The organism is Magnetospira thiophila (genome assembly GCF_054657015.1).
This window is the reverse complement of sequence record NZ_BAAHXF010000002.1, coordinates 1,028,572-1,046,505: the sequence shown is the minus strand read 5'-3', so window position 1 is coordinate 1,046,505 and position 17,934 is coordinate 1,028,572. Positions and strand designations below refer to the sequence as shown.

General features: G+C 60.2%; 18 protein-coding genes. 3 read left to right on the top strand and 15 right to left on the bottom strand.

Translation table 11 applies throughout. The annotated features are described in order from the left end of the window. The first annotated feature begins 184 nt into the window (after nt 1-184). The gene (locus ACYQ1P_RS14730; protein WP_460021096.1) at nt 185-736 is read left to right on the top strand and encodes a SiaB family protein kinase; all 552 of its coding nucleotides are present in this window, start codon (nt 185-187) and stop codon (nt 734-736) included. A gap of 3 nt (nt 737-739) precedes the next feature. Here the strand turns inward: ACYQ1P_RS14730 and ACYQ1P_RS14725 are convergent, their stop codons facing one another. From ACYQ1P_RS14725 to ACYQ1P_RS14660, 14 genes are all read right to left on the bottom strand, one after another. Continuing rightward, a complete protein-coding gene (locus ACYQ1P_RS14725) occupies nt 740-1,321 on the bottom strand; it encodes a hypothetical protein (protein ID WP_460021095.1) in 582 nt (193 codons plus the stop codon). Beyond that, nucleotides 1,306-2,361: a COX15/CtaA family protein gene (locus ACYQ1P_RS14720; RefSeq protein ID WP_460021094.1), complete on the bottom strand. Its 1,056-nt coding sequence runs from the start codon at nt 2,359-2,361 to the stop codon at nt 1,306-1,308. Before ACYQ1P_RS14720 ends, ACYQ1P_RS14725 begins: the two co-directional genes overlap by 16 nt. A gap of 9 nt (nt 2,362-2,370) precedes the next feature. Continuing rightward, nucleotides 2,371-3,240, bottom strand: coding sequence for a heme o synthase (cyoE, locus tag ACYQ1P_RS14715; RefSeq protein ID WP_460021093.1), 870 nt, complete (start codon nt 3,238-3,240; stop codon nt 2,371-2,373). Nucleotides 3,241-3,320: 80 nt separating this feature from the next. Continuing rightward, nucleotides 3,321-3,821, bottom strand: coding sequence for a cupredoxin domain-containing protein (locus tag ACYQ1P_RS14710; RefSeq protein WP_460021092.1), 501 nt, complete (start codon nt 3,819-3,821; stop codon nt 3,321-3,323). Beyond that, nucleotides 3,818-5,125 (bottom strand): cbb3-type cytochrome c oxidase subunit I, encoded by a 1,308-nt coding sequence (locus ACYQ1P_RS14705; protein ID WP_460021091.1) that lies wholly within the window; start codon nt 5,123-5,125, stop codon nt 3,818-3,820. Before ACYQ1P_RS14705 ends, ACYQ1P_RS14710 begins: the two co-directional genes overlap by 4 nt. Nucleotides 5,126-5,212: 87 nt before the next feature. Next, complete coding sequence (locus ACYQ1P_RS14700) at nt 5,213-6,343, bottom strand: SGNH/GDSL hydrolase family protein (RefSeq protein ID WP_460021090.1); 1,131 nt, start codon at nt 6,341-6,343, stop codon at nt 5,213-5,215. A 12-nt stretch (nt 6,344-6,355) separates the two neighbouring features. Next, a complete protein-coding gene (locus ACYQ1P_RS14695) occupies nt 6,356-6,514 on the bottom strand; it encodes a hypothetical protein (protein WP_460021089.1) in 159 nt (52 codons plus the stop codon). After that, on the bottom strand, nt 6,511-7,665 hold the full coding sequence (locus ACYQ1P_RS14690; RefSeq protein ID WP_460021088.1) for an MBOAT family O-acyltransferase: 1,155 nt from the start codon (nt 7,663-7,665) through the stop codon (nt 6,511-6,513). Before ACYQ1P_RS14690 ends, ACYQ1P_RS14695 begins: the two co-directional genes overlap by 4 nt. Before the next feature lie 3 nt (nt 7,666-7,668). Beyond that, nucleotides 7,669-10,056: an AMP-binding protein gene (locus tag ACYQ1P_RS14685; protein ID WP_460021087.1), complete on the bottom strand. Its 2,388-nt coding sequence runs from the start codon at nt 10,054-10,056 to the stop codon at nt 7,669-7,671. Nucleotides 10,057-10,066: 10 nt separating this feature from the next. Beyond that, complete coding sequence (locus ACYQ1P_RS14680; RefSeq protein ID WP_460021086.1) at nt 10,067-10,489, bottom strand: DUF420 domain-containing protein; 423 nt, start codon at nt 10,487-10,489, stop codon at nt 10,067-10,069. A 195-nt stretch (nt 10,490-10,684) separates the two neighbouring features. Further along, nucleotides 10,685-12,301 carry a cytochrome c oxidase subunit I gene (locus ACYQ1P_RS14675; RefSeq protein WP_460021085.1) on the bottom strand — a complete coding sequence of 539 codons (1,617 nt, stop codon included), beginning with the start codon at nt 12,299-12,301 and terminating at the stop codon, nt 10,685-10,687. A 15-nt stretch (nt 12,302-12,316) separates the two neighbouring features. After that, nucleotides 12,317-13,132: a cytochrome c oxidase subunit II gene (locus ACYQ1P_RS14670; RefSeq protein WP_460021084.1), complete on the bottom strand. Its 816-nt coding sequence runs from the start codon at nt 13,130-13,132 to the stop codon at nt 12,317-12,319. Next, nucleotides 13,129-13,968 carry an SCO family protein gene (locus tag ACYQ1P_RS14665; protein ID WP_460021083.1) on the bottom strand — a complete coding sequence of 280 codons (840 nt, stop codon included), beginning with the start codon at nt 13,966-13,968 and terminating at the stop codon, nt 13,129-13,131. Before ACYQ1P_RS14665 ends, ACYQ1P_RS14670 begins: the two co-directional genes overlap by 4 nt. A 23-nt stretch (nt 13,969-13,991) precedes the next feature. Beyond that, the gene (locus ACYQ1P_RS14660) at nt 13,992-14,774 is read right to left on the bottom strand and encodes a cytochrome c oxidase subunit 3 (protein WP_460021082.1); all 783 of its coding nucleotides are present in this window, start codon (nt 14,772-14,774) and stop codon (nt 13,992-13,994) included. A gap of 341 nt (nt 14,775-15,115) precedes the next feature. Between ACYQ1P_RS14660 and ACYQ1P_RS14655 the strand changes: the two genes are divergently transcribed. After that, a complete protein-coding gene (locus ACYQ1P_RS14655; protein WP_460021081.1) occupies nt 15,116-15,910 on the top strand; it encodes a DUF2189 domain-containing protein in 795 nt (264 codons plus the stop codon). A 103-nt stretch (nt 15,911-16,013) separates the two neighbouring features. Then, complete coding sequence (locus ACYQ1P_RS14650) at nt 16,014-16,442, top strand: hypothetical protein (RefSeq protein WP_460021080.1); 429 nt, start codon at nt 16,014-16,016, stop codon at nt 16,440-16,442. Between the two features lie 193 nt (nt 16,443-16,635). Here the strand turns inward: ACYQ1P_RS14650 and tyrS are convergent, their stop codons facing one another. After that, entirely contained in the window at nt 16,636-17,889 is a 1,254-nt protein-coding gene (gene tyrS / locus ACYQ1P_RS14645) for a tyrosine--tRNA ligase (RefSeq protein WP_460021079.1), read from the bottom strand. Nucleotides 17,890-17,934 lie beyond the last annotated feature (45 nt).

Here is a 17,934-nt window from a genome sequence, read left to right as displayed (position 1 = left end):
TATCCATCCTCGCCACAGTTCACCATATCAGCGCCGGGGAATCAATCGTACACTCCACCAAAAGGTGGAGCCTCGGACCAAGGGGGCCCGCGGCCTGGACGTGCAATGTTTTCTAGTCAATCCGCACCGCTTCCTCTACCATTCCTCAAGACATTGGACGGAAAGGTCTTGGGTGAGGGAGACGATGTTCGGGGACAGCATTTATGACCTGCGGACCTTTTTACGCGGCAATGGCGTGCTGTTCTGTTATGGCGGCGTGATCAACGAGAGCGTGCTGAAGGGGGTCGGCGATGCCCTGCGCCGCAAGATGGCTTCCGACGGCGTTGATCTGCGCTCCGCCCGGGGGGTGTTTTCTGTTTTCGTCGAACAGATGCAGAATGTCATCCGCTATTCCGAAGATCTGGAGCGGGGGCCCGGTGACTCCGATGCGGAACTGCGCCATGGCGTGTTGGTGATCGGCCAGCGTCCCGAGGGCTTCACGGTGCTGTGCGGCAATATGATGCGGACCTCCGAGGTTCCTCGCTTGAGCAAGGCGCTGACCGAAATTCAGGCCATGTCCCGGGACCAGATGAAAAAACGCTTCAAGGAGATTCTGCGCGGGGCGGTGCCCGAAGGCTCCAAGGGGGCGGGGGTCGGCTTTCTGGATATCGCCTTGCGTGCTACCCAGCCCATCGCCTTTCGGTTTCAGGACGCGGGCGACGGGCTGTCGTTCTTTAGTCTCGACGTGACCATATGAGCCTTATTGGGTCGGGCCGATGCCGGTTTTCAGGACGTGGCCGCCGCCCTCGAAGCCGGGCATGATCAATTTCTGGCCGACCCGGACCTTGCCCTGACGGCGCTGAATGTTGAGCCAATCCAGTTTCCAGATGCCATTGCCTTCATAGACCACCACCGACTCGAAGGGGGCCGGTCGGTATTCCTTGCCTTCCCACCAGATAACCGCCGAGCGGATGGAAAAGACGCCCGGCTTGCCGGGCACCACCTTGGCGGATTCGAGGGACGGGAAGCGGAGGATCTTGGTTGGCCCGACCAGTTCGCGAATGAAGATCTGAACCACCGCGTAGGCTCCGCGCTGGTCCGACTGAATGACGTCATCACCTTGCCCGGCCAGGGACATCAGATGGGCCTTGCCGGCCTCCACCTCGACCGCCATATCGGCTTCCAATGCCAGCCGCTGGGTCTTGGGCAGATTGGCCAGATATTCGACCTCGGTCACTCCGCCAATAAGGTTTGACGCAATTTCCTTGTAGGCCAAAAGGGGCAGGGGAAGTAGTACGGCGGCGAGTACGATCCACAGCAGCCATTTTACCGGTCGGGACATGACAGACCTTTTTCGTAGAAGGAAGACAGCGGGATGGGGCGGATGCGATGCAGGGCCCACAGGATTGCTGTGAACAACAGCAGCGCCCCGGCCTGATGCAACGAGCCCAGAACCACCGGGACCTCGAACAGCAGGGTCAGAATGCCCAGGGTGACCTGGACCAGCGCCGCCAAGGCGAGTAGGGGAAAAGCCGTCTCGACCCGTCCGCGCCAGCCGAGCCACAGGGCCAGGGCCAGGGTGAGTAGCGCCAGAACCCGGTGATCGAACTGCACAGTGGCGGTGTTTTCCAGCGGGTTGATGTACCAGGGATCGAAATGCCACAGGTTGTCGGGAATGATCTGCCCGTCCATCAGCGGGAAGGTGTTGTAGCTCAGTCCCGCATCCAATCCGGCAACCAAAGCCCCGGCAATCACCGTGATCGAGGCCAGGGCGAGCAGAATCCATGTGGGGCGACGCAGAGGACCGGCAACGACTTCCGCGTGATGGCTCTCGGGTTCGAGCAGCAACAGGGCCTGTCGAAACATCAGTCCGTAAATCAGAAAGGCCAGTCCCAAATGGGCCGCCAACCGGTAATGACTGACGTCCGGCTGGTCCACCAGCCCGCTCTTAACCATGATCCAGCCCATCACCCCTTGCATTCCACCGAGCAGGAAGAAACCTGCCAAGCGCCAGATCAGGCAGGAGGGCAACTGGCGGCGCAGCAGAAACCACAGGAACGGCAACAGAAAAACCAGCCCGACCACGCGCCCGATTACCCGGTGAATGAATTCCAGCCAGAAGATTTCCTGGAACCCGGAAAGGGTCATGCCATGGTTGATTTCACGGAACTCGGGCGAGGAGCGATAGGCGTCGAACAAGCGCTGCCAGTCGTCCGTGTTCATCGGCGGCAGAAAACCGGTCAGGGGCTTCCATTCGACCATGGACAGGCCGGAATGGGTCAAGCGGGTCAGGCCGCCGATGACGACCATCACCGCGACCAGGGCGCAACAGACCAGGAGCCAGATCCCGACGGCCCGGAGAGAGGTTTTGTCCGACGGCATATCCAGCGATCAGAACAGATAGCCAGCCAGATGCTTATCGACCACCACGGCGATGAAAATGGCCAGCAGATAGAACATGGAGCCGAGGAAGGTGCGGCGGGCATTGGTCCGCGACGGGTCCTGCACCAGATCCCAGTTGCGCATCAGGAACCAGCCCCCGGCGGCGGCGGCCAGCGCCCCATAAACCGCGCCCAGAGCTCCAAACGCCCAGGGCAACAGGGTCGAGACCACCAGGGCCAGACTGTTGAACAGAATATAGCGGGCGCAGCGGGCGTCACCGACCAGCACCGGCAGCATGGGCACCCCGGCCTTGGCGTAATCCTCGCGCAGCAGAATGGCCAGCGCCCAGAAATGGGACGGCGTCCACAGGAACAAGGTAATGGCCATCAGCATCGGCAGCAGCCACAGGGAAGGGTCGGAAGCGGCGGCTCCGGCCAGAATGGCGAAACTGCCCGCCGCGCCACCGAACACGATGTTCAACCATGTGCGACGCTTCAGCCAAACCGTATAGACAATGGCATAGACGAATGCCCCCAGAAACAAATGCGCCGCCACCACCCAGTTGAGGGTGGTCACGGCGAGGGCGCAGCCGGATATGACCAAGACGGCAGCCAGAACCAAGGCCCCACGAGGATCGGTCATCGCGCCGGTGACCAGCGGGCGATTGGCCGTGCGGGCCATCAGGCTGTCCAGATCACGGTCCCAGAAATGATTGAACACGGCCCCGCCAGAGGAGCCCAGCACCATGGCCAGGAACAACGGCAGAGCCTGAGCAGGGTCGACGGTCGGCGCCACCGCCGCATAACCGGTGACCGCCGTTAGAGCGATCATGAAGGCGATGCGCGGCTTGCAGAGTTCCAGGTATCCCCGCAACGTCATTTCCCATACTCCCTATGTGTAATTTAGTCGGAATAATGACTGATTTTCTGTGGATACTCAAGAGTTACATTCGGTTTATCTTATTTATCCTCGGGCGGTAAAATTTTGATCCAGGCTTCCATCCGCGAATGTTCCAGGCCGCAATATTCGCTACAGCGTACCGGCAGGCGTTTGCCGGGGCCGGGAGTCAGGGTCACGGTGACCGGATGCCCGGGAATCAACAGCGCGGTGATTCCCTGTTCGGGCAGGGTCAAGCCATGCACCAGATCGACGCTGGCCACATGCAGGCGATAGGTCTGCCCCTGGCGCAATTCCAGGGAGGGAACGAAACGGAAGCGTTCGGCGCGCAGGTAGACATCCCCCGGCGGCGGCTGCACGATGGCCGTGCCGTCGTCGGTCTGACCAACCCTGTAGGCCGCTTCCTGCGCTGCGACCCGATCAAGAAAGGCGGCAATGGCCTCCGGTTCCGCCACGGGCGGGCTGTCCGGCAGGTTCCACAGGGCGGGCTGCGTGGCGCTGAACAGCGCGACGGTGAGCAGGGTCAGCCCCAGGGCCAGAAGGCGATCAGCGCGGCGGGTCACGGTCGGCGCTCCTTGCTGAACAACATCCGTGCCGCCAGCCAGATAAACAAAATGCCGCCGATGACGGCCAGCAATCCGCCCACTCCGGCCACCCCCATGGCGGCTTTTTTGGCCATGGTGTCGAGCCCCTGTTCCAGTCCGGCGGTCTTGCGGGGGACCCCTGTGGAACCGGCGGCGAATAGCCCGGCGGCGTGCAGCAACTGTCCGATGCCATAGGCCCAACTCATGCGACGTATCCAGCGGCGTCCCACGGGCGGGCGGTTGAGCAGGGTCGGCAAGTGAACCAGAAACCAGGCCATGAAGGCCAGATTCACCGCCCCGATCACCGCATGGTAATGGGCCGGGGTGCGGGTGTCGGCGACTCCCAGTCCGTAGCCCAGAACCCCGCCGACGACGAACAGCGCCAGGGTGAGCATCAGCGCTGGACCCTCAGCCGCCCAGGCCCAGGCGGCGGAAACGCGCATCCGGCGCAGCAATCCGAACACCACCAGGGACGGCGGCAGCACCAGCCCGCTCCACAGCAGCAGGGTGAAGGCCTCCCGGTAAGCGATGCCCATGGGGTCGAACAGCAAGGTATAGGCCGGACCGGCGAGGGAGACCGTGAACAGCAGGATAAAGACGGTGTTGAAACTGATTGGGCCGAGAACCGGCTGCGCGGTGCTCAACAGACACAGGCGGTTCCAGGCCAGGATCAACAGGCCCGTGTTGAGCAATTGCAACAGGTGTCCGCCGCCCCAGAACAGTCGTTGCCAATACAGCGCCGGGTCCAGATCGGGCGGCAGCCGCCAGGCGGCAAGGGCGAAAGTCAGCAGGGCCAGCAGAAAAATACCGCCCAGGGACATTAGCGGGACGTCCCAGCGGGCGGGCTGCATCATCAAGCGCAGTACCGGCACGGCGACCCCGGCGGCGAACAGGACCAGCCCGACCCCGAACAGCGGATGGTCGATCAACGGCACATAATCGTTGAGCGAGGCATCGCCCAGATTGAACAGGGCCGGAATCAGCAAAAACCCGCAGCCCAGGGCGGCCAGGGCCAGACCCAGCCGAGACGACCAGCGAGGGGCCCGTCGATCATATCCCCCCTCGGCGCTGACCAGGGCCAGCAGGGAGAGGAACCAGGCCACGGTGGAGAACACCACATGGGTGACCAGCGCCTTGTAAAAGAAGCTCTCCCAGGGCCAGGGCAGCCAATCCTGCACATAGGGGGTGCGCGAAAAGGCCAGCAACAGAGCCAGCAATCCGGCCAGCCCCAGGGTGCCGACGGCGATCAAGGCCCAGCCGCGCAGTTCGCCTGTCCGGGTCATGGGGGTCGCTCCTGGGTGTGACGGGCTGGAGGTAAAAAAGTCGAGCGCCAAAATAGGACAGGCGCGGGCCAAAATTCAATAACAGCTTTACTCCTCGGGCAGGCAGCCGTTGCCGCGTTCCCGAACCAGCGCCCGGACTCGGGGGTCTTGGATCAGTTGGTGGGCCACTACCTCGCCGAAATGCCGACTGCCGAGCCGCGATGTATGGGAACTGTCTACGTAATACTGGGGATCGGCGGGAAAGGCGTCCATGGTTTGGATCAACGGAATGTCATGGGTCGCGGCCACTTCGGCCAGCACCTGATTGTAGGAATAGTAAGCCTCGACAATATCACCGATGAAAATGCCCGGCGTGTAGAGCACCCGGGATTTGGCATATTGCAACTGGGTTGTCAGCGGTTGACCCCGGCGCAGCAGCGGGGCCAGTTCGATGAAAACCGGCAGACTGTGCGCCGCAAGAATGGTATCGGCGACGCGGTTGATATCCGGACGCAGATTTTCGCGCAACCACGCCTGATCGAGAGGGTGGGCCTTGTCCAGCCGTCCGGCGAGCCGCGTCAGGCGAAGCGCTTCAGCGGTCTTTTCCAGTTTCAGCCAGAGCAAAGAGGCGCGCGCCAGTACACTCGGCCTGTAGGGGCCGATGTCATGACCTTCGCTGCGCAATTGACCAATGGCCCGGGTCCCCATATCGGAGAGTTGTAAAACCGTCAAATCAGGCGCGAAGGGTTTGGCGTCCTCCTCGAACCGGAGCAGGGTTTTTTGAATGTTGTATCCCATCACTCCAGCATTGAAAAAATCGAAGCGGCAGGCGGGATAGGCGTCGGCCAGATGGTGGAGAACGACGGCGGGCCAAGTTTCCGTGTCGTCTGTGACGTAAGGGTCCAGGGTGATCGAAGAGCCGAAGAAGCCGACCCGGATCACGCCGGACGGCTTGGGAACGGTGAGCTTGGGCCCGCGAAAACCGTCGGCGGAGAAGCTCAGTTTCCCCAGTTTGGCCGACGGTCGCGGTCGTTGGCGGTCTCCGACCATTTCCCAAATGGGCGAATCCACTTCAGTATCTGAAGTGTGCAGGGTGCCGAACTTTTGGTATTGCTGCCAGCGCAACAGACCTTCGCCCGCCAGGAACAAAGCCATCAGGGTCAGGGGAAGCAGCATCGCCACCCACAATTCCCGTGCCCGGGGAGGCAGACGCAGCCAATGGGTCACAAGCCAGGGCATCCGTTTTTGGTCCTACATGGCGAGATATTGGAATTCGGCCCGGGGTTCCAGGAAGCCATAGGCGGCCAGCAGCAGCATAACCACCAGCCAAAGCCCGGTGATCAGGTCCCGCCACGGGCCAGACAGCCCCGGAATCCAGTGCCGCAACGTGGCATGAATGCCCTGTTTCACATCAGGAAGCCAAGTGTCGCCGTTTTCCATACCGTCCAAACCTCGCTGAGACTGTCCTTGCGCACAATGGCAAAACCGAACCACACATAATGCACGGTGAAAATAATCGACAGGCCGGTCAACAGGTGCCGCATCCACCCTGTTCGCACCTCGGGCAGGTGAGCCTTCACATCCTGGAACGCCTGCCAGACAACCAATCCGAAGCCATGATAAAGGCCCCAACAGACAAAACGCAACGACAGCTCATGCCATAAGCCGATGACCAGCAAGGTGGCGATGGCCCCCAAGGCAGGGCTGCGCGAAAAGGAAACCACGCTCGTATAGATATAGTCGCGACACCAACTCGTCAGGGACATATGCCAGCAACGCCAGTATTCGGACAGATTGCGACGCAAGAACGGCCAGTTGAAATTCTCCATGACCTCGAAACCGAGCAGCCGGGAAAAACCGATGGAGATGTCCGCGAAGCCCGAGAACTGGAAATAGAGATTGAGCCCGCCTTGCACGATCCACAAATAGGCTTGCAGCGCCGCCTGTTCCGGCGGCAGTTGATCCACATAGATTCCCAGCGTGCCATTGACCAGATGATTGGCCAGAAAACCGATTTTGACATAGCCGTAAAGAATGCGCTCCAGCCCCTGGGACAGCATGGCGCGGTCCAGCCTGACCCGATAAAGGTCTCTTTGGTAGGCCCCGAAGCGATGGATGGGGCCGACCAGCAATGTCGGCAGAAAGAACAGATAGCCAATGACTTCCCACGTCGTGGCATCGCCGAAGCGACCGCGGTAACGCTCAAACATCAGGTGCAGACAGCGGAAGGTGTAATAGGACAGCCCCAGGGGAATCAGCGCATCGGTGACGATATTCTCGACGCTCTGACCGGTCGCCCCCAGTTTGAAATAGATCAACACGGAGACCATCAGGGCCGACATGCCCGCCACCTGTCCGCCGTGCGGCCTTGGCTGTCGCACCAGCGCCGCCGTGAGGGCGGTGAACAGCACCAAGAGTCCAGCTGAAAGGGGGGATTCATGGACCAGAAGGGCAACGGTAAGCAGCACCAGGACAACCTGTCGCCAGGCTGCCGGACTCAGCCAATAGAGACTGAAGGTGCCGATCATCCACAACAGGTATTCAAGGGTGACGTAATGCATGCCCTATACCGCCTCCCGCTTGATCATCAGGAGGGTTTCCACGTCTCCCAGCGTGCGGATGGAGAGAATGTCGCGCGGCGACAGTTTCAGAGCGAAGTGAGATTCCAGTTCGACAATCAGGGAAACGAAGGCCAGCGAGTCCCAGCCCGCCGTGGTGTCCGGTTGCGACCGTCGGGTCAGTTGGTCGGGCGCGACCTGAAAAATATCCGCTGCCAGATCGCGCAAGGAAATCCATAGGGAATCCGCTGAATCTGCCTCGGATAAATCCATGATCCGACAGGGAGTCAACTGCCATTTCCCGCGATGCAATCCCAGCCTGTCCGGTGTGACCCCCAGACGCTCCTTGAAGTGGGCGAGCAACGCCGGTTCGGGCAGGGAGCCGGTCAGGGCGACGTGCTCCTGATCCGAGTAGCTCAGGCTGTCCTCAAGGTGACTTTCAGCCTCCGCCCATAAGCAAAGCCGGGCGCGATCAATGATCACATGACGGGCCGACAGGCGGTGCAGAGGCCCCAGATCCGCCGCCCGTGATCCCCTGGCATCGGCAGGCAGAAACAGCAATTGCCCCTGGCAGTCCAGCACATGCCACAACAGGGAAACGGTGGCTTCCCGGTCCAGGCATCCCAGCGCCAGAGCCAGAGTCTGGCCGGGGGCGAGGGGAAACAGGGGGCGCCACCCGGCGATGGCGCGAGACAGATCCAGGGACTCTGTCTGCGCCGTCTCAACCAGCCGGGCCAGCAGAGTCATCAATTCCGGGGGAGACTGCGGCAAGAGCTGTGAATTGAGCAGCCCGTGGGCCAATTTCTTGCGGGACAGGCGTAATTGCCCCTCAAGGGCGGGCCAGCCGGGCCGAAGGGTCCTCAGGCGGGATAAAATGTCCGTCGGACGGGGCAGGGCGGAATCCTCTGCCTGAAGGGCCAGATCGGCCAAGGCGGCACGGCGGATTTTCGCCGTTCCGACGGTTCGGGGCAACTGCTCGAGCCGATACAGGCGGCGCGGCAGCTTGAAGTTGGGAAGTCGGTCGCGTAAGTGGTCGCGCAGGGTCTCCAGGGTCATATCCGCAGCGGTCCCGGCTTCCAGGAACAGCGCTGGAACGAAGCCCTCAATGCCCTGAGGATCGGGAATGCGCGCGATGGCAAAGTGACCGTTCGGGAGGAGGTCCTTCAATGCCTCTTCCACTTCCTGCGGGGCGACCTTAAGGCCGCCTACATTGATCATGTCGTCGGTCCGACCCACGTAGGTCAGGTAGCCTTCCGCATCCAGGCGACCGATATCGCCCGTCGTCAGCCATGAGCCATCCCGCTTGGCGGCCCAGGCTTCGGGCTGGTCGAAATAGCCGCTGGCCATGTTGGCCCCGCTGACCTGGATGATCCCATCCTGTCCGGTTGCCACCTCCTTCTGCCGTTCATCGACCAGGCGCAGGGAAATTCCCGGTGCGGGGTGGCCGACCGTATCAATCTTGTCGTCCGGCACCGCGTTGAGTTCCAGGAATGTGCTGCGAATGGCCTCGGTAAGGCCGTAGGAGACGAAGCAACGGGTGTGGGGAAAGGTTTCAAGCAGCCATTGACGATGCAGGTGCGGCAGATGTCCGGTGCCCAGTTCAATCCATTTCAAGTGCTCGCGCGCCGCGCTCAAAGCGGGTTTGGCATCTTCGATCAGCAGGGTCATGGCGGAAACGGCCGCCGACAGCATGTTGCAATCCTTGTCGAGCAGTTCTGAGGCCACCGTTTGAGGGGTTAATAGGCCCGGCGGTAAAACGGCTGTGCCGCCCATATGCAGGGCGCAACGTACCCGGCCCATGCCGAACCCATGTTCCAGCGGGGCGGCAACCAAATCGCGCACTGTTTCATCCAGGCCCATGCGGGCGTTCATGTAGCCCGCCGTCGCCCCGAGGGCATGATGGGACAACAAGGCCCCGCGCCGAATGCCCTGGGTGGTTCCCGAGGTGAGAATGACAAGTCCGATGTGTTGCGCCGCCAACGGGACAGAATCCATGGGGTCGGTCTGTTCGAAATCGGCGATTGGCACCACAGGTGGCCCAAAATCCGGGGCGGATTCCCGGTCTCCTGAAAACAGCAACAGATGAGGCCGGAAGTAGTCGCAGACCTGTTGGATGTCCTCTTCCTGGGCCGACAGGGGAAGCACGGCGGCCCCCGCGCCCATGGCGGCCAGCACAGCCGTCATCAGCTCGATTTTGCGTCGCGCCACGACGACGATTCGATTCCCAGGCACAAGCCCGGCCGCATGGAGAGCCGCAACGCCTTGACGCAGACGTAAATCAAGCGTGCGGTAATCGAGAATGTCATCCCCTTCAATGAGCGCCGCTTTGTGCGGATGTTCCTCCGCCCTTGTCGCCAGATGATGGGGCAGGGGCGGATAGATTGGGGCGGCCATGGGGAGCTTGTCAGATATAGACGTGGTATAGCAGAACGTAGATCAGAACGCCGGTGGTCGTCACGTAGATCCAGGTGGGAAAGGTCCATCTGGCCCATTTCCTGTGACGCTCGAAACGACCGTGCAGGGCGTTCCAGACCAGCATGGCGATCATCGGCACGACTACAGCCGACAGAACGACGTGACTGATCAACATGCCGTAATAGATCGGCCGGACCCAGCCTTCGCCCTTGAAGACAAAGATGGGAGCGGTGAAATGGTAGACCAAGTAACAGACCAGAAAGATCGCCGAAACCGTCAGGGCACCGAGCATCACCTTCTTGTGAGTCTGCTGACGTCCGGTCTTTATCATGAAAAAGCCGACCAGCAGCAACAGCGTGCTGAGGGCATTCAATCCGGCATTGAGATGCGGCAGAAAAGTTGCGGAGGTCATGGGCCGTAATGAGAGATTTTGTACATGATGCTGGCGTAGAGTAGGACGGCCAGCAGCACAAGGCCACCCGCCACCCACCACTTTGCCGCGCCGGGAACGCGGGGATTCGGAGTCTCGTTGTTTTTCATGGGTCGTTTATATCCAAAAAAAGGGAGGCCGTCACGGCCTCCCTTGTCGGTTGGAGATCGTTGCCGATCAGCGTTTGTCATATTCGTAGGGACCCCAATTGGAATCTACCACGACATTGACCGGGAAGTTGCCCGGCCCCGGAGGATTGGGACAATGAGTCCATTCCAGGGACTGGGAGTTCCACGGGTTGTCGGGCGACTTCGGTCCGGCAAAGGCAGCCCGAATCCAGTTGGTCAGGGTCACGATCATGCCCGCACCGATCATCAACGCGCCGTAGGTGGCGATGTTGTGATAGGGCTCGAACTGCGGGAACATGGCGTAGTCCCAATAGCGGCGCGGCATGCCCTCGACACCGATGATGAACAGCGGCCAGAAGGTGATGTTCACGCCGATGGTGTTGAGCCAGAAGCCGAGCATGGCATATTTGCCGTCGGCCAGACGCCCGGTCATCTTGGGGAACCAGTAGTAGACGCCGCCGATGATGGCAAAGGTCGAGAACAAAGCCATCACGAAGTGGAAGTGGGCGTGCACGAAGCTGGTTTCCGACAGATTGACGGTCAGCACCGGCAGGGCCAGCGGAATTCCCGTCAGACCGCCGACCAGCAGCAGGAACAGACAGGCCGCCGCGTACCACATGGCGACGTTGAAGGTGATCGCCGCCTTGTACAGGGTGCCCCAGAGGGACATCAGCAGCAGACCCACCGGCACCGAAATCAACAGCGTCGTGACCATCATGCCGATGCGCAGCCAGTTGGGCATGCCCGCCACATACAGGTGGTGAACCCAAACCTCCCCGGAGATCAGCACGATGCCCCAGATGCCGCCATAGACACAGACCTTGTAGTTGAAGACCCGGTTCTTGCCCATGGTGGCGAGGATCTCGAACAGGATGCCTACCGCCGGCAGCAGGATCACGTACACCGCCGGATGGGAGTAGAACCAGAACAGGTTCTGATAGAGCAGCACGTCTCCACCCTCAGCCGGGTCGAAAAAGTGGGTGCCCAGGTACTTGTCGAACAGCACCATGGTCACCGCCGAGGCCAGAACCGGAATGAATACCAACTGCATGACGAAAGCCGCCACCGTGGTCCAGGTGAAGATGTTGAGCTGGTTCCACCCCATGCCCGGCGCCCGGAGGAAGATCACGGTGACCAGGAAGTTGACCGCACCGAGAATGGACGAGAAGCCCAACAGATGCACGGCGAACACGTAGAAAGCCGTATTGCCCTCGGTGGTCACCGAATAGGGCGGGTAGCCGGTCCACATGACGTCCGGACCATCCGGCACCACGTAGGTGAGCAAGGCCAGCACGATGGCGGCGAAGAACAGCCACACCGACAAGGCGTTGACCCGCGGGAACGCCACGTCGTTGGCCCCGATCATCAGCGGCAGGAAGAAGTTGGCGAAAAAGCCGGTCAGTCCCGGGATCAGGAAGGCCAGAATCATCGCCGTGCCGTGGAAATACAGGGCATGATTATATTCGGTGCCGGTCTCGATGAACTGGGCACCGATGGAATGCTGTTCCAGGCGCAGCAGCATGGCCGAGAAACCGGCCACGGCAAAAGCCGAGAAAGAGCCGATCAGATACAAGACGCCAATGCGCTTATGATCGGTGGTCAGAATCCATTCCTTGAGGATCCCTCCCAGGCCGCCCTCGGCGGCCGCAGAATGCGAAGCGGACATGATTGACGTCCTCCGTTAGCTATTGTTCTTCTGGGTTTCCATCATGGCCTGGGCTTTTTCATCCGCCAGCCATTGTTGGAAATCCTCGGGCGATTCGGCAATAACCTCACCGTTCATTTCGGAATGTGAATTTCCGCAATATTCGGTGCAGACCACATTGATCTGCTTTTCCTCATCCGACATGTCGTCGAGATTTTCGGTGCTCTTGATGTCGCGGACGGCAATCAGTTCCTCGGCCGAGCGGGGCATGAACCACAGATAGGTCACGCGACCGGGCATCAGATCCTCCTTGACCCGGTAATCGGGCATGTAGAAGGAGTGCAACACGTCGTTGGAACTCATGCGCATCACCACCGGTTGGCCAATCGGCACATGCAACTCGTCGCTGACCACGCCATTGGCATATTCGAATTCCCAATACCATTGGTAGCCGGTGACTTTGATCTCCACCGCGTTTTCGGGGACGTTGCGGAAGGTGTTCCAGACAGTCCAGCCCTTGGCGGCGAGGAAGAAGTCGTCGGCCATGAAAATGGCGGCCGGGATCAAGGCCCAGGAGATGGCCTGTGCCCGGGACAGTTTCGGGCAATGGCCCACGTCATTGGGGTTCTTGGCCCGGTACTTGATCAGCCAGTACAGGGCGACCAGACCGAAAATGACGCCGATGACAGTGATGTCGATCAGGGTCTCGTGCCACAGATGATCCCAATCGCGAACCGGGTCGGGCATCCCGCTGTCCTCATGCTCATTGGCCAGGACCGCCCCGGAAGCCGTCAGACTCCCGAGCAGGGCCATCGTCCGGACACCCCAAATTTGTAAGTCTTTTCGTTTCATCGAGTTGCCTCCCTCTTGCGACGGCGCACGAACGAAATTGACGCCGCCGTGAAAGTTCCCACCCCCAAGGCCAATGAACCAAAGGCGATGAACATAGGAATATTATAGGTATAGCGGCCTTCCTTGTAGTTGTAGGAATAGCAAAGGCTGACCGCAAAATTGATCAACTCCCTGGGCGTGGCCTTCATGGTTCCGGTGGCGGAGTCCAGCAACGCCAGTTCCACATCGGAGGGGCCCACATTCAGGGCATAGAGATATCGTGACACCCGACCGTCCGGGGAAATCACGACGTAAACGCCGGGATGGAAAAAAATGCGATCCCGGGGCGACCAGAAGAACTTGAAGCCCAACTTGTCGGTAAACGGTTTGATGTCGTCGCGGTTCTCGAACAGCGCCCAGGTCCAGCCGTCCATGGCGGCCGCCGCACCGGTCTGCTTGCGAAAATTGCGCAAAGTTTCAAGAGTATCGTCCTGGTCAAAGGCCAGGGTCAGAATGCGGAAGTCCTGGCCCGGTTTCAGCCGGTCCATACCTTCCAACTGCTGCGCCAGATCCTTGTTCACCACGGAACAGGTGCCGTCGCACATGTAATAGGACAGGACCAGAACCAGCGGTTTGCCGCCGATCAGATCCTTGAGCGGGAAGCTTTGGCCGTTCTGGTCGATCAACCGAGTCTCGGGATCGGGGCGAACGCCAAGGAAATTCTGTTCATCGATGGAAAAAATTTCCGGATCGACGCTGGAATCGGGATTGCGGAACGGTGAAAAAGCCAGCGCCGCCGACTGGACCATGGTCCAGGTCGCGCAGACCGCCAGGGCAGTCATCAGACCGCGTTTCACCGTTCCGTTTCCCATGGCTCAGATCACCAGAAATAGATCTGAGTAACCACGAAGAACCACACCACATCGACAAAGTGCCAGTAAATGGAGACACATTTGACGAAGGTGTCGTTGGTCCGCCCGGACATGGCCGGGATCGCCACCGCCACAAAAGCCGCCAACCCGACGAAAACGTGCGAGGCATGGAAGCCGGTGATGGAGAAGAAGGCGGAGGAATAGGCATTGGTGCCCGGCACAAAGCCCAGGTGCACCAAGTGGGAGTATTCGTAAATGGTGCAGGCGAGGAAGGCCAAGCCAATCAAGACAGTGATGAACAACCACTTGCGGAAGCCATCCATGTCACGATGGTGGAACAGTTTTTCTTCGCCGATATGGATGGTGATCGAGGAGGTGACCAGCAACACGGTCATGATCGACGGCAACAGTAGGTCGATATGCGGCGTGCCTTCGGGCGGCCAGTTGACATAAGGAATGCGCATGGACCAATAGCCAGCGAACAGGCCGAGGAAGATGAAAACTTCCGACACGATGAAGATCGGCAGGGCGATACCGGCCAGCCCATCTTTTAGCGGTTTGTAAACCAAACCCTCGGCAACCCAGCGCGCAATACCCCACAGCAGCAGGGGCGTGCCCACACCGCAGTAAATGGTCGTCAGCAGGACGTTTTCATAAACGAAATAGGCTGAGAACCCCATGGGAACCAGGAAAAACAGGCCCGCCACGACGAGCAGTGGTGCGCTGGAGGTTTCCCAGTGATGTTCGTGATGTTCTTCGCCCGCGACTGCATGCGCCGTGTCCGTGCTCATGGACCTCTCCCGTCTGATTTAAAATAAAGCATCCCCTTTGAGATCAAGCCACGGTCCAGCCCGGATTCCTGCCCGGTTTGCCCCTGGATGGCCTGATTCACTCTCGACACTACGCGACCGGAAACGGCTTTTCAAGGTTGTTCATTAGTTTTTTGTGGTGCGAAAGGTATAAAACACAAATCATATTACACATTGCGCATATTCTCATTTTCTTATATGTAAAATTTGTGCTTTGCATTCGTTTGAGCTCCTGCCACTCTGCGGTCGAGACAAGGTAAGCGGCCTGCCCGGACTGCGAGAGTCGGGGGCGGGCATCTATAGTAAGGAATGGAGAATTCAATATGATGGCGAGTGCGACTCTGGGCCGGGTGCCTTCGACGGGCCAACACCCTCAGACCCCTTCCGTGGATGATTCCGGTCAATGGCTGGCGTCTGGATGGCAGGATTTCCGCTCGAACATGCTGTTCAGCCTGACTTATGGCGCGATCTTCGGGATTGCCGCGCTGCTCATGTTCATCGGCTTGGACAGCAAGGAGCAGGGGGCGTTGTTCATCCCTCTCGCCGGAGGCTACCTGATCATCTCGCCGATTCTGACGGTGGGCTTTCATGAAATCAGTCGGCGTCGAGAAAAAGGCGAGAAGATGGATTTCTCCTGCATGTTCACCTGTTGCCGCGGGCGGGTCGGGCAGTTGGCCCTGGTTGGACTGGTCCTGGCCATGCTGTTCCTGTTCTGGATGTTGGTGGCGGTGCTGGATTTTGCCGTGTTCTTCAGTGCCGGGGTGCCCTGGCAGTTGGAGCCCTTTCTCAGCCATATCCTGACCTCGCCGCAGTCGGCGCCGTTCCTGATCATCGGCACCCTGGCCGGGGGGGCGTTGGCCTGTGTCGCTTATGCGGTGAGCGCCTTGTCCATTCCGATGATCCTCGATCGCAATGCCTCGGCCATCGACGCCATGGCGCTCAGTGTCCGTACGGTGCTTGCCAATTGGCGGGTGATGAGCGGTTGGGCGGCGATGCTGGTGTTGTTGACCTTCTCAGGCATGGCGGTGTTTTTCGTCGGTCTGGCGGTGGCGCTGCCGCTGGCCGGTCATGCTTCCTGGCATGCCTATCGCGGGCTGTTGGGTTCCACCGAGGGCTGATGTGGTTTATGACCGCTGGCCCGGGCTGACGGTTGCCGAGTTTCACCTGGATCTTTCCCGGTCCCCCCTCAAGGGGGTATGGCGTCGTTCCGAAAGTCTCCCCGTGCTGTTTCTGGGCGGCGGCGTTTCCCTCGTCCTGGGGAGCACGCTCGCCGGATTGAGCCTGTTCGGGGAGGGGCGTCCCATCCTGCCGGTTTTCGCGGCGGTTTTCGGGGTGAACGCCCTGGTGATGCTGGTCCTGGGAATGCGGCTGTTCATGCGCGGGCGGATTGTTACCGTCGATCCACTTGCTGATCGCGTGTCCATGCAGGGACTGGGGCGCGCCGCCGCCGAGGATTTCACGTTGCCGCTCAGTGCCTTCGAGACGGTGACCTGTCGGCGGGACGGACACGGCTTCCGGGTCGAACTGACTCATCCAGACTCCCGGTTTCATGTGCCGTTGCTGCTGACGATGAAAATGTCCCATGCCCAGGTGCGACAACAGGCCGACGCCTTGGCCCGCGCCCTGGGAAAGCCGGTCCGTTTCTCTTAAAACTCCGACGCCGAACCGCGCGGCCCGATGGATATGGACGCTCAGGATCAACCCGAAACCGAGCATCAAGGTGAGCGTGAGAATTCAGAAAATTTAGTGCATTCGATACAAGAGTCTTGAACCAGCACACCCATGCTTCGACATGCTCGGCATGAGGGGGGGCCTGGCTGGGGACAAACGGGGCGCAGGCCTCCTAAACCGGCTTCACCAGTGCGTGACGCTTTTTACCCGCCGAGAGCTTCAACACCGCCCCCCCGCCCAGGTCCGCATCGGTTATATTCTGGGTCTCGTTCTGGATCGGTTTGTCGTTGAGTTTGGCGCCGCCGCCCTTGATCAGACGCCGGGCTTCGCCGTTGGAAGCCGCCAGATTGGCCCGGACCAGCAAGGCAAAGGCCGGAATACCCGCCTGCAATTCCGCCAGCGGCACCTCGATGGTCGGCAGATCGTCGGCCAGAACGCCCTGCTCGAAGGTCTTGCGAGCGGTCTCCGCGGCCGCCTCGGCATCGGCCCGGCCATGGCACAGGCCGGTCACCTCATTTGCCAGGATCTTTTTGGCTTCGTTCAATTCGGCCCCCTCCAGGGCCTCCAAACGGGCGATTTCATCCAGCGGCAGTTCGGTGAACAGGCGCAGAAACCGCCCGACATCCGCATCTTCCGTATTGCGCCAATATTGCCAGAATTCATAGCTGCCCAGCATGTCCGCATTGAGCCAGACCGCCCCGGCGGCGCTCTTACCCATCTTAGCCCCCGACGCGGTGGTCAGCAGCGGAGAGGTGAGACCGAACAGGGATTGGTTATTGACTCGTCGCCCCAATTCCACCCCATTGATAATATTGCCCCATTGGTCGGAGCCGCCCATCTGCAACAGGCAATCATGACGCTTGCCCAATTCGGCGAAATCATAGGCCTGGAGGATCATGTAGTTGAATTCCAGGAAGGTCAGCGGCTGCTCGCGTTCCAGGCGCAGCTTCACCGAATCGAAGGTCATCATGCGATTGATGGTGAAATGCGGTCCGAAGTCGCGCAGGAAGTCGATATAGTTCAGCCCATCCAGCCAGTCGGCGTTATTGACCATCATGGCATCGCCCCGGGCATCGCCGAAGCTCAGGTATTTCTCGAACACCTTGCGGATGCCGGCCATGTTGGCATTGATTTGCGCATCGTCGAGCAGCTTGCGGGATTCGTCCTTGCCCGAGGGGTCGCCGACGCGGGTGGTGCCGCCGCCCATCAACACAATGGGTTTATGCCCGGTCTTTTGCAGCCAGCGCAGCATCATGATCGGCAACAGAGATCCCACATGCAGGCTCGACGCCGTGCAATCGAAACCGATATAGGCGGTGATCATCTTCTCTTGCAGGTGCTTGTCCAGCCCCTCCAGGTCGGTGCACTGGTGAACGAAGCCGCGTTCGGTGAGAATGCGCAGAAAATCGGAAGTGGGGACGCTCATGACCGGTTCCATCGAATTTTGCTTGTCGGAAGGCCGTGTACCTAC